Source organism: Mesorhizobium sp. M7A.F.Ca.ET.027.03.2.1, from assembly GCF_003999175.1.
GTDB lineage: Bacteria > Pseudomonadota > Alphaproteobacteria > Rhizobiales > Rhizobiaceae > Mesorhizobium.
In genome coordinates, this window is record NZ_RZOM01000057.1 from 1 (window position 1) to 12,098 (window position 12,098).

General features: G+C 64.4%; 13 protein-coding genes and 1 pseudogene. All 14 read left to right on the plus strand.

The window, feature by feature from the left end; genetic code table 11:
• A partial coding sequence (locus EN750_RS04570; protein WP_127395746.1) for a transporter substrate-binding domain-containing protein occupies positions 1-578 on the plus strand: 578 nt, incomplete at its 5' end.
• Between the two features lie 169 nt (positions 579-747).
• Positions 748-1,413 (plus strand): amino acid ABC transporter permease, encoded by a 666-nt coding sequence (locus EN750_RS04575; RefSeq protein WP_023810937.1) that lies wholly within the window; start codon positions 748-750, stop codon positions 1,411-1,413.
• 1 nt (position 1,414) lies between these two features.
• Complete coding sequence (locus EN750_RS04580; protein ID WP_023810936.1) at positions 1,415-2,065, plus strand: amino acid ABC transporter permease; 651 nt, start codon at positions 1,415-1,417, stop codon at positions 2,063-2,065.
• Between the two features lie 2 nt (positions 2,066-2,067).
• Positions 2,068-2,862, plus strand: a complete 795-nt coding sequence (locus tag EN750_RS04585; RefSeq protein WP_127272345.1) for an amino acid ABC transporter ATP-binding protein — start codon at positions 2,068-2,070, stop codon at positions 2,860-2,862.
• Between the two features lie 38 nt (positions 2,863-2,900).
• A complete protein-coding gene (locus tag EN750_RS04590) occupies positions 2,901-3,362 on the plus strand; it encodes a RidA family protein (RefSeq protein WP_127382404.1) in 462 nt (153 codons plus the stop codon).
• A gap of 25 nt (positions 3,363-3,387) precedes the next feature.
• Positions 3,388-4,593, plus strand: coding sequence for an aminotransferase class V-fold PLP-dependent enzyme (locus tag EN750_RS04595; protein WP_127395747.1), 1,206 nt, complete (start codon positions 3,388-3,390; stop codon positions 4,591-4,593).
• 221 nt (positions 4,594-4,814) lie between these two features.
• Positions 4,815-5,804 carry a TIM barrel protein gene (locus tag EN750_RS04600; RefSeq protein ID WP_127395748.1) on the plus strand — a complete coding sequence of 330 codons (990 nt, stop codon included), beginning with the start codon at positions 4,815-4,817 and terminating at the stop codon, positions 5,802-5,804.
• A gap of 36 nt (positions 5,805-5,840) precedes the next feature.
• A complete protein-coding gene (locus EN750_RS04605) occupies positions 5,841-6,893 on the plus strand; it encodes a substrate-binding domain-containing protein (RefSeq protein ID WP_127395749.1) in 1,053 nt (350 codons plus the stop codon).
• Positions 6,894-6,961: 68 nt separating this feature from the next.
• Entirely contained in the window at positions 6,962-8,476 is a 1,515-nt protein-coding gene (locus tag EN750_RS04610) for a sugar ABC transporter ATP-binding protein (RefSeq protein WP_127395750.1), read from the plus strand.
• 9 nt (positions 8,477-8,485) lie between these two features.
• The gene (locus EN750_RS04615; RefSeq protein WP_127395751.1) at positions 8,486-9,454 is read left to right on the plus strand and encodes an ABC transporter permease; all 969 of its coding nucleotides are present in this window, start codon (positions 8,486-8,488) and stop codon (positions 9,452-9,454) included.
• Positions 9,451-10,326, plus strand: a complete 876-nt coding sequence (locus tag EN750_RS04620; protein ID WP_127395752.1) for a MurR/RpiR family transcriptional regulator — start codon at positions 9,451-9,453, stop codon at positions 10,324-10,326. The genes EN750_RS04615 and EN750_RS04620 overlap by 4 nt, the downstream gene beginning before the upstream one ends.
• Positions 10,323-11,216, plus strand: a complete 894-nt coding sequence (locus EN750_RS04625; RefSeq protein WP_127395753.1) for a ribokinase — start codon at positions 10,323-10,325, stop codon at positions 11,214-11,216. Before EN750_RS04620 ends, EN750_RS04625 begins: the two co-directional genes overlap by 4 nt.
• 102 nt (positions 11,217-11,318) lie before the next feature.
• Positions 11,319-11,816, plus strand: a complete 498-nt coding sequence (gene purE, locus EN750_RS04630) for a 5-(carboxyamino)imidazole ribonucleotide mutase (protein ID WP_063169171.1) — start codon at positions 11,319-11,321, stop codon at positions 11,814-11,816.
• Positions 11,813-12,098: pseudogene (locus EN750_RS04635) on the plus strand (5-(carboxyamino)imidazole ribonucleotide synthase); the annotation flags it as partial. The gene purE and the pseudogene EN750_RS04635, both read left to right, overlap by 4 nt.

Here is a 12,098-nt window from a genome sequence, read left to right on the forward strand (position 1 = left end):
ATCCGGCACAGCGCATCCCCAACGTCACCACCAACAAGGTCGACATCACCATTCAGTTCATGACGATGAGCGCCCAGCGCTCGCAGCTGGTCAACTTTTCCCGGCCTTACTACGTCGAGGGCGTCGCCCTGCTGAGCCTTCCGACCGCCGAGAACAAGACCTTCGACAAGTTGCTTGCCGGCGGCTCGGCGACACGCGTCTCCATCCTGCAGAATGTCGATGCCGAGGCGCAGGTGCATTCGGTGCTGCCCGAGTGCCAGGTCATGCAGATCGATACCCAGGCCAACGTGCTGCAGGCACTGGAATCGAAACGCGTCGACGCCGCTGCCGTCGATCTGTCCACGGTGCGCTGGCTCGCCTCGCGCAATCCGGACAGATATTTCGACGCCGGCAAGAGCTGGCTGAGCATGCTTTATGGCGCGGCACTCCGGCAAGGCGACCTTGACTGGCTGACCTTCGTCAACGCGACCTTCACCATCGCCATGTTCGGCCACGAAAACGCACTCTACGATGCCGCCTTCAAGGACTATTTCGGACAGGAGCCGCCGGCGCGCCATCCCGGCTTCCCGGCCATCTGATCTGCATCAGGCGGGAGGGCGTATCCAGCGCCCTTCCGCCTCCCTAGAGCAATTCCAGGAAGTGTGAAACGGTTTTTCGTCCGGAATTGCGTCAAACAAAGAGTTAGAGCGGGTCGCCGTTTCCGTGAAACGGTGAACTGCTCTAAGCCTGCGGCACTGAGGCGGACGCATGGGCTATGCCCTTAATTTCAACCTGATCTGGCGGCACTTCGACAAGCTGTGGGGCGGACTGCTGCTCAGTCTCGAACTCGCCGTCATATCGATCGCCATCGGCACCGTCATCGGTCTGGTTTTGGCGGTCTGGTACGTGTCTGCCGGACGCATCGTGCGCACCATCATCGCCGCCTACGTCGAATTCATCCGCAACGTGCCGCTGATCCTGCTCGTCTACCTCGTTTTCTACGGCCTGCCGACAGTGGTCGACATCGCCTACAGCGCGCCGACCTCGTTCGTCGTCACGCTGTCGCTCTATAGCGGCGCCTATCTGGTCGAGGTGTTTCGCTCCGGGCTCGAAGCCGTTCCGCGCGGACAGTTGGACGCCGGCAAGGCAATCGGCCTGACGCCCTGGCAAAGGCTGCTCAACGTGCGCCTGCCGACCATGCTGCGCATCACCTTGCCGGCATTGTCCAACACCTTCATATCGCTGTTCAAGGACACCTCCGTCGCCTCGGTCATTTCGGTGCCGGAGCTGACCTATGGCGCCCAGTGGATCAACTTCAACACCTTCCGCATCGTCGAGGTCTATCTCGTGGTCACGGCGATGTATCTGGTGACGGGCTACATCTTGCTTTTTGCGCTTCGGCTCGTCGAGCGCCGGTTCAGGGCGGCGCGCTGACATGCTGACCCAGATAGCCTATGCCTTGCCTTTCCTCGCCCAGGGCTTTGCCCTGACACTGTGGGTATCCCTGCTGGTCGTGGTGTTTTCGTTGATCGCCGGCGTGATCATGGGCGTCGGCCTAGTCTATGGCCCGGTGCCGTTGCAATGGGCCGTGCGCATCTTCAGCGACACCATCCGCGGCATCCCGATCCTGGTGCTCATCTTCTTTGTCTATTACGGACTGCCGGCCGTTGGGCTTCATCTGCCGTCGTTCTGGGCCGCAGTGCTGGCGCTGACCCTGTTCAAGACAGCTCAGGTCGTCGAATATTTCAGAGGTGCTGTCGGCTCCATTCCGAAAGGGCAGTCCGAGGCGGCGATGGCGATCGGACTCACCTTTCGCCAGCGGCTCGCCTACGTCATTTTCCCACAGGCGTTCAGGCGCTTCCTGCCGCCCTGGATCAACGGCGTCACCGATGCGGTCAAGGGCAGCGCGCTGGTATCGCTGCTCGGCATCACCGACCTGATGCAGGCCATCAACCAGGTCATCGGCCGCACCTATGAGGCCATGCCGCTCTATATCCTCGGCGCGCTCATCTACTTCGCGGTCAACTATGCCCTTTCGCTCGCCAGCCGTCGGCTCGAGCGGCGTTTCTCCTTCATCCGGGAATAGCAATGTCCACAAGTCCGAAAAACACCCCGGCCCTTCTCGACGTCCAGGACGTTTCCAAAGCCTTTGGGACCGTCCAGGTCCTGCGTTCGGTCAGCCTGCAGGTGGCGAAGGGCGAGGTGGTGACGGTCATCGGCCCCTCCGGCAGCGGCAAGACCACGCTGCTGCGTTGCGTCAACTTTCTCGAAAGCTATGACAGTGGTTCGATCCGCATCGACGGCAAGGAGGTCGGCTTTCGCGAAGCCGGAACCCGCCAGCGTCGCAGCGAACGCGATCTCGCCGCGATGCGCGCCGAGACCGGCATGGTGTTCCAGAGCTTCAACCTCTTTCCGCACCTGACAGCCGCCGGCAACATCATGCTTGGCCTCACCAAGGTGCGCGGCAAGAGCAACGCCGAAGCGCGCACCATCGCCGAACACTGGCTCGGCCGGGTCGGCCTCGCCCACAAGGCCGACAGCCTGCCCGCCGAACTGTCCGGCGGCCAGCAGCAGCGCGTCGGCATTGCCCGCGCAGTGGCCATGGGGCCGAAGATCCTGCTTCTCGACGAGATAACCTCCGCGCTCGACCCGGAACTGGTCGGCGAGGTGCTCGAGGTCGTGCGCAGCCTGGCCGAGGACGGCATGACGATGGTGATGGTCACGCACGAAATGGCCTTTGCCCGAGATGCTTCGAGCCGCATCATCTTCATGGCCGATGGCGGCGTCAGCGCGGCGGGCCCACCCGCCGAAATCCTGGCGGCGGACACCGACAATGAGCGCCTGCGCACCTTCCTGGCACGCTTCCGCGCCTCGCATTTCTAGAACGGGACAGCCAACGCTGTCGCAAGGAGCCTTCTTTCATGACGCCTTATATCCGGCTCGCCGCGTTGGGCCTGACGCTGCCCGAGCCGCCGACACCGATCGCCAACTTCGTCACCCATGCCGAAAGCGGCCGGCTGATCTTCCTGTCCGGTCAGGGTCCGCTGCGCACCGACGGCACGCTGTTTACCGGCAAGGTGGGGGAGGATGTCACCGTCGAGCAGGCTTATGGCCATGCCCGCCTCACCGGCCTCAATCTGCTTGCCGTCATGCACGCAGCCACTGGCGACCTTGGCCGGATCGTGCGCGTCGTCAAGCTGCTCGGCTTCGTCAACGCCATACCGACCTTCAGCGACCATCCGAAAGTGGTCAATGGCTGTTCCGACCTGTTTGCCGATGTGTTCGACAATATCGGCGGCCATGCCCGCTCGGCGATCGGCGTCGGCTCCTTGCCTGGAAACATCACCGTTGAAATCGAGGCGGTTGTCGAGATCGCCGCCTGACCTTTAGAAGAATGGAATCCGAGAGATGAAAACCACTTCCACCGACGGCTCCAACACCACCATCCGCGAACGGCTCGGCCTTCGCCCGATCATCAATGTCTCCGGCACGATGACCGCGCTCGGCGCGTCGATCATTGTCCCCGAAGCGATCAGCGCCATGGCGGAAATGGCCTCGCAATGGGTGGAAATGGATGACCTGCAACGTGCCGCAAGCACGATCGTCGCGCGCCTGACCGGCGGCGAGGCCGGTTTCATCACTGCCTGCTGCGCCAGCGGCATCACCATGGCGATCGCCGGTGCGATGACGGGGACCAATCTGCTCGCCATCGAGCGGCTGCCTGATAACACGGAAGGCCTCAAGTCGGAGGTCATCGTCCAGCTCGGCCACATCGTCAACTATGGTGCGCCGATCGACCAGTCGGTCCGGCTGGCGGGCGCCAGGGTCGTGCCGGCCGGCACGGTCAGCGTGACGCAGGACTATCATGTGCGCGACGCGATCAACGACCGCACGGCGGCGGGCCTCTATGTCGTTGCGCACCACACCGTGCAGTATGGCATGCTGTCGCTGGAGGAATTCTGCGAGATCTGCCACGCCAGGGGTGTCCCGGTGATCGTGGATGCGGCTTCAGAGTATGATCTGCGCGACTTCCTCGCGCGCGGCGCCGACATTGTCATCTACAGCGGCCACAAATTCCTGAGTGGGCCGACCAGCGGCATCGTCACCGGGCGCAAGGATCTGGTTCGCGCCGCCTATCTCCAGAACCGCGGCGTCGCGCGCGCCATGAAGGTCGGCAAGGAGAGCATCGCCGGCACCATGGCCGCACTGGAAGCCTGGGAAAAGCGCGACCATGCCGGCATCCGCCGCCGCGAAGACGCCGCGCTCAACCTGTGGAAGGACGCGTTGCAGGGCCTGCCGGGCATTGTCGCGCAGATCATTCCCGATCCGACCGCCAACCCTCTCGATCGGCTTCAGATTTTTGTACTGCCCGAAAGCCGGTTCACGGCGGCCGGCCTCACCTCGGCATTGGCGACGGGCTCGCCACCGATCATCGTGCGCAACCATGAGGTGGAGCGCGGCCATTTCTTCCTCGACCCCTGCAATCTTCATCCCGGCGAGGCCGAGATCGTCGCCGAACGGCTGCGCGCAATATCGACCGCCAAGGACCGCCCGGCCGATGCGATGAAAGTCGCCCGCAAGGATTCGTCCGGCGTCTTACGCTGGCCAGATTGAACACCCGGCGAATCGTTACCTGAAATTGCGCCGGCCGTACCAGCACGCGCCATCATGCGCCTATTGGCCTGACGGGCTCTCCAGGGCACCGGCCGGGAAACTGCCGGCTCCCTTTGCGCGCCTTGGCGGGTCCAGCTTGGTGGTCGCTTCGTAGCCTCTCAAAACAATAACTTTACAAATATCTTTCTTTATGTGAAGTCATGACGATTGCAGGATCGATCATGACAGCCACTCGTTTCGCCACGCGCCTGAATTCCTTTGCCTCGCGACCGCAGGCCGAGTGGCCCGATCTTACCGGCAAGCCGTCGCTGCTGCAGATGGCGGCGCGCGCCGCCAAGGTCGAGGGGCTTACCGATCTTGATCTCAACTTTCCTGACCACGTCGGTGAAAAGCCCACGGAAATCGCCCTGAAACTGGGCGATCTTGGGCTCTCCATCAATGGCTTTGCCATGCGCTACTACTCCAACCCCGCCTTCAAGCTCGGCGCTTTCACCAATCCGGATCCGGCGGTGCGTCGCGAGGCCATCGACCTGACCAAGGCCGGCATCGATGCCCTGCGTGAGGCCGGCGCCAGCCTGATGACGCTGTGGCTCGGCCAGGATGGCTTCGACTACGCCTTCCAGGCCGACTATTCGACGCTTTGGCAACACGAAATTGATGGGATTCGTGAAGTTGCGGCACATGATCCCGACTGTCAGATCAGCCTTGAATACAAACCGAACGAACCACGCTCCTACAGCCTGATGCCGGATGCGGCGACGACCTTGCTGGCAATCCGCGATGTCGGCCTGCCCAATCTGGGCGTCACGCTCGATTTCGCTCATGTGCTCTACGCCGACGAACAGCCGGCCTTTGCCGCAGCCCTGGTGGCGCGTCACAGCAAGCTGCTCGGCGTGCACCTGAACGACGGCTACGCCAAGCGCGACGACGGCCTGATGGTCGGCGCGGTGCACACGCTGCAGACCATCGAGCTGCTCAGGCAGATTCGCCGCGACGGTTACGCCGGCGCCATCTATTTCGACACGTTCCCCGATATGACCGGGCTCGATCCGGTGCGCGAGTGCGAAGTCAACATCGCCACCGTCAAGCGCATGCTGCGCGTCGTCGACCGGCTGGAGCAGGACAATCGCCTGTCCGCCGCCATGGACAGCCAGGACGCGGTGACGTCGCAGGCCATCATCCAGGAAATCATGCTCGGGCCGGATAGCTGAGGCATCCATCGCCGTTTTCAACCAGGGAGGAATACAATGAAACTTCTGCTTGCCACCGCTACCGCCGCACTGATGGCGCTCTCGATCGGCTCTGCCTTTGCCGCCGACCTCGCGCCGCTCAATTCCGACACGGAAAAGGACCGCATCGACTGGTCGCAGGTCCAGGCCAAGTTCGGCGCGTTCCCCAAGCTGCCCGAAGGCACCAAGGCAGGCGCGGTCTCCAAGACGTTGACCAATGAATACTGGCGCTCGCTGGGCGAGGGCTACACGGCATTCGGCGCCAAGGTCGGCGTTCCCGTCGTCTATCAGGCAGCGCAGAGCGAGGGCGACCAGCTCGGCCAGCTCACCATCGCCGAAGGCCTTGTGACGCAGGGCTACAACGTGCTGCTCGTCTCGCCGCAGACGGATGCCAATCTGCAGCCGATCATGGAGCAGGCCAGGGCCGCCAACGTGCCGGTGGTCAATGTCAATGACGCCGTTATCCCGCAGGCCGAGCATTATGTCGGCAACGTCCAACGCGACAATGGCGTGCGCGTCGCCAAATGGTTCGTCAAGAATCGTCCGAATGGCGGCAAGGTCGCCATCGTCGAAGGCCAGGCTGGCGTCTATGCCGCCGTGCAGCGCACCGATGGCTTCAAGTCGACCATCACCGAGGGAGGCAAGTTCGAGGTTGTCGCCAGCGTTCCCGGCAACTGGGACCGCCAGACCTCCTATGACGCGGCCACCAACATCCTGCAGCAGCATCCCGACCTGATCGGCTTCTATGCCAACAATGACGGCATGGCGCTCGGCATCGTCGAGGCTGTCAAGGCCGCCGGCCTGCAGGACAAGGTTGCGGTCTTCGGCACCGACGGCATTTCCGATGCCTATGCCTCCATACGGGCCGGCGAACTGACCGGCACGGTCGACAGTTTCCCCGTTCTGACCGGCGAAGTGGCGTTGGAAACAGCTCTGCGTCTCGTCGCGGGACAGAAGCTGCCGCGCGTCGTCGCCACGCCACAGGCGCTGATCACCAAGGACAATGCCGACCGCTATTCCGGCGCCGGCGCGCGCAAGGCGCTGCTCGAGGACGCGGCTGCGGGCCAGTAAGGCCAACCAACAGTGCCGGTCAGGGCAATTCGCTTCTGACCGGCACCATGGCCCGGAGATAGATCCCGATGTCACCCAGGCTGCAATTCAAGGGGATTTCCAAGCTGTTTCCGGCCGTACGGGCGCTTGACGGCGTTTCGTTCTCGGTCGCGGCCGGTGAAATCCACGGCCTGCTCGGCGAAAACGGCGCCGGCAAGTCGACGCTGCTGCGCATACTGTCTGGCGTCTACAGGCCGACAGCGGGAAGCGTCCTCATTGACGGCAAGCCGGTTACACTCGCCAATCCGGTTGCCGCGCGCGCTGCGGGCGTCGCCATGATCCATCAGGAATTGCAGCAGGTGCCGCGCCTCAGCGTCGCCCAGAACATGTTCCTCGGCCATCCGCTGACACGAGGCGGCATCTTCGTCGCCAGCAGAGAGCAGGAGCGCCGCGCCGCCGAGGCTCTTGCAGCCATCGACCCTTCCATCGATCCAGCCGCCCCGCTCGGCACCCTGAAGGTGGCGCAGCGGCAGATTGTCGAGATTGCCAGGGCATTGCTCGATCGCGCCCGCATCGTCGCCATGGACGAGCCGACATCGAGCCTGACGCCGAGCGAATTCGAACGGCTCGCGCAAGTCATTACAGGTTTGGCGCGCGATGGCGTCGCCGTCGTCTATGTCTCGCACAAGCTGGATGAGGTGTTCGGCATCTGCCGGCGCGCCACCATCATGCGCGACGGCGTCGTCGGCGATTCCGTCGATCTGAAAGACCTGTCGGAGAAAGCGGTCGTGGCGATGATGGTCGGCCGCGAACTGGCGCAGGAACACCATAATTCCCATGCCACGAACAAGGTCATGCTGAGCGCGCGTGGCCTCTCCTCGGCGACGAAGGTGCGCAACGTGTCGTTCGATCTGCATCGCGGCGAGGTGCTGGGGATTGCCGGCCTGGTCGGTTCCGGCCGAACTGAACTTTTGCGGCTCCTGGCCGGCGCCGATCGCGCCACGGCCGGCACCATTGCAATCGACGGCAAGGCGGCGCGCTTCGCCGGCCCGCGCGATGCGATTGCCGCCGGCATCGGCATGGTGCCGGAGGAGCGCAAGCGCGAAGGCATCGTGCCGCTGCGCTCGATCACCAGCAACATGGCGCTGGCCTCGATGAACGTATTCGCGCCGCGCGGCGTCATCGATCACACCAGGCTGAAACAGGTGGCGGTCGACAGGATGAGCCGCGTCAATCTGCGCCCGTTCCTGCTCGACCGGCCGATCCGCCTGTTCAGCGGCGGCAACCAGCAGAAGGCGATCATCGGCCGCTGGCTGGCCGCGGGAACGCGCATCCTCTTGTTCGACGAACCGACACGCGGCATCGATGTCGGCGCCAAGGCGGAGATCTATCATCTGATCGAGGAACTCGCCGCCGAGGGCCATGCCGTGATCGTCGTCTCCTCCGAACTCCCCGAAGTGATCCGGCTTGCCGACCGCGTGCTGGTCATGCGCGACGGCACGATCGCGGCCGAACTCCACAGAGACGATATCAGCGAACAGGCGATCGCGGCGCACGCCATCCCGCAAACGCAAACGCCGGCCGCGCAACAGGCAAGGCAGTAGGTGACGGATATGTCGGATACCACTCTGGTGCGGCCACGCGCCGAATTCCTGCGCGGCGTTTCCATGCGCGACGCCGGCACGCTGATCGGCCTTGTCGTGATCCTGGCATTATTCGGCGCGCTGGTGCCCGGCTTCTTCGCCGAGCGCAACCTGATCAACATCCTGCAGCAGTCGAGCATCAATGCCTGTCTGGCGCTGGGCATGACGCTGGTCATCATCTCCGGTGGCATCGACCTGTCGGTCGGGCCGACGGCGGCACTCTCGGCCGTCATCTCGGCCTCTATGATGGTCGCCGGCGTGCCGTTTCCGTTGGCCATCGCCGCCGGCTTCGCCATTGGCCTTGCCTGCGGCCTCGTCAACGGCGTGCTCGTCGCCTATGTCGGGCTGCAGCCCTTCATCGTCACGTTGGGAACGCTCAGCACCTATCGGGCGCTGGCGCTGATCTACACCGGCGGCAATCCGGTCCTCGGCCTGCCCGCCGACTTTCGCGCCATCTTCAGCGGATCGCTGTTTGGACTGCCTCTGGCGGTCATCATCGTCGCCTGCGTGGCTGTCGTCGCCTGGGTGGTTTTGAAGAAGACGCCCTTCGGCGAATATCTGCTTGCCGTCGGCGGCAACGAGGAGGCGGCCTACATCGCCGGCGTGCCGATTGCCCGCACCAAGATCGCCGCCTACATGATCTCAGGCCTGCTGGCGGCGCTTGCCGCGCAGATCCTGGTCGGCCGGCTCGGCGCCGCCGAGCCCATCCTCGGCAATCTCTGGGAACTCGACGCCATCGCGGCTGCCGCCATCGGCGGCGCCTCGCTGATGGGCGGCAAGGGCAGCATCGTCGGCACCATCCTTGGCGCCGTCATCCTCGGCGCTATGCGCAACGGTTTGACGCTGATGAACGTCCAGTCCTTCTATCAGCTTCTGGCAACTGGTCTTATAATCCTCGCCGCGATGCTTATCGATCGCGTGACGAGGGGGCGTGGATGACCTTGAGCGGGCTGGACCTGAAAGCGGTAGGACCGCGGATCCGCATGATGATGCCGCATCTCACTCCGTTGGAGGCGAAGGTGGTGGAAACCGTCTTCGGCCGGCGCGGCTTCGACGAGAGCATTCCGCTGAAACAGATCGCCGAAGAGTCCGGCGTGTCCGAGGCGATGGTGGTCAAGATCGCCAAGAAGCTGGGCTTTTCCGGCTATCGCGACTTCCGCACCGCCGTCTATGAATACAGTCGCCTGCCGACCGCCGACATGCACCAGGAACTGTCATCCGACGACAGTTCGGCCGAGATCGTGCAAAAAGTCTTTCGCACCTCCATCCAGGCGCTGGAGGAGACGCTGGCGATCCTCGACATCGAGGATTTCGACCGCGCCGCCGAGCTGCTCTTCCGTGCCAAGAACCGGGATTTTTATGGCGTCGGCGGCTCGGCGCAGATCGCCCGCGATGTCTCGCACAAGTTTCTGCGCATCGGCATCCGCGCATCCGTCTATGACGATTCGCATATGATGTTGATGTCGGCCTCGCTGCTCGGCGGCGACGACATCGCCGTCGGCTTCTCGCATTCGGGCAACACGTCGGCCGTCATCGACGCCATCCAGCTGGCCCGCAAGAACGGTGCCCGCACGCTGGCCATCACCAACTACGACAACTCGCCGCTGGCTGCGGTCGCCGACATCGTGCTTTGCTCGACCGCGCAAGGCTCGCCGCTGATGGGCGAGAACGCAGCGGCGCGCATTGCCCAGCTCAACATCCTCGACGCGCTGTTCGTGGCGGTGGCACAGCGCGATTATCAGGCGGCGGAGCGCAATCTCGGCCGCACCATGTCCGCGGTGACATCGAAACGAAAAGACCGGGGCTCATGACGACATCGCCGCTGGTCACCGTGTTCGGCAGCTTGCACTACGACATCATGGTCGACGCGCCCGACCGCCCGCGCAAGGGCGAGACGGTGACCGGCCATGCCTGGCACCCGAAATGCGGCGGCAAGGGCGGCAACCAGGCTGTCTCGGCGGCGCGGGCCGGCGTGCGCGCGGCGATGATCGGCGCCGTCGGCGACGATGATTTCGGGCGGGCGTTGCTGGCCAATCTCAATCGCGCAGTGGTCGACCACCGCTTCGTGCGGGTGGCCGCTGGCGCCGGCTCCGGCATGAGCGTGGCGATCTTCGACGCGGGCGGCGACTATGGCGCGGTGATCGTCTCGGGCAGCAATCTGACACTGGGCCATGCCGACATTGCCTCTGCTTCCGATGTGATGGTCCAAACGGCAGTGCTTTTGTTGCAGAACGAAGTGCCGGAAGCCGGCAACATTGCCGCCGCACGCGCCGTCAAAGCACGGGGCGGCCGCGTCGTGCTCAACGCGGCCCCCGCGCGCAAACTCTCCGAGGAGTTGATCGCGCTGGTCGACATATTGGTGGTCAACGCCATCGAGGCGGAATTCCTGGCTGGCACAGCGGTGGTCGAGAAACTCGACGGCGCCGCGCAAGCCGCACGGCTATTGGCCGATCTTTATCCGGTGGCGATTGTCACGGCGGGCGGCGAGGGCGTCGCCTGTTGCGATCGGAGCGGTGAGGCCTTTGCTCTGTCCGCCATCCCCGTCAAGGTCGCCAGCACGCATGGCGCCGGCGATGAATTCGTTGGCGCGCTGGCCGCGGGACTTGCCCGTGGGCAGACCATGCGGGCGGCCATCACCGCCGCCAACGCGGCTTCGGCCTTGCTGGTCTCGACGCCAGAGGCCGAGCGCGACAGCATCTGATCGGCTGGTTTCCGTCTTGCCAAACCGCAGCAGCGGCCGCCTATCCTTGCGGCCCCGCGCGAATTCCGCTAAGGCGCGCCTTTGTCGCCGGGGAGCACGGACTTGGACGATCAACGCGCCGACGTCGCCATCATCATGGGCAGCCAGTCCGACTGGGCAACGATGCGCCATGCCGCCGAAACGCTGGAAGCACTCGGCATCCCGCACAAGCGGCTGATCATCTCCGCGCATCGCACGCCGGACCGGCTCTATGATTTCGCCAAGGGCGCCAAGGCAGCCGGTTATCAGGTGATCATCGCCGGCGCCGGCGGTGCGGCGCACCTGCCCGGCATGACGGCGGCGATGACGCCGCTGCCGGTGTTCGGTGTGCCGGTGGAATCGAAAGCGCTTTCCGGGCAGGATTCGCTGCTGTCCATTGTCCAGATGCCGGCCGGCATTCCCGTGGGCACGCTGGCCATCGGCAAGGCCGGCGCTGCCAACGCAGCCCTTCTGGCCGCTGCCGTGCTGGCCCTGAACGATGACAGCCTTGCCGTCCGTCTGGACGCCTGGCGCGCCGCGCAGACCGCCAAGGTCGCGGCAGAACCGACGGATACGCCGTGAGCCTGCCCGCCGGATCGACCATCGGCATCATTGGCGGCGGCCAGCTCGGCCGCATGCTGGCTGTTGCTGCCGCCCGCCTCGGCTACCGCACCGTGGTGCTGGAGCCGCAAGCGGATTGCCCCGCGGCACAGGTCGCCAACGGGCAGATAACAGCCGCCTATGACGACCCGGCCGCCCTTGCCGAACTGGCAGGCTCGAGTTCCGTCGTCACCTACGAGTTCGAGAACGTGCCGGTTGCAGCCGCCAGTGCGCTGGCCGCCAAGGTTCCGGTCTATCCGCCGG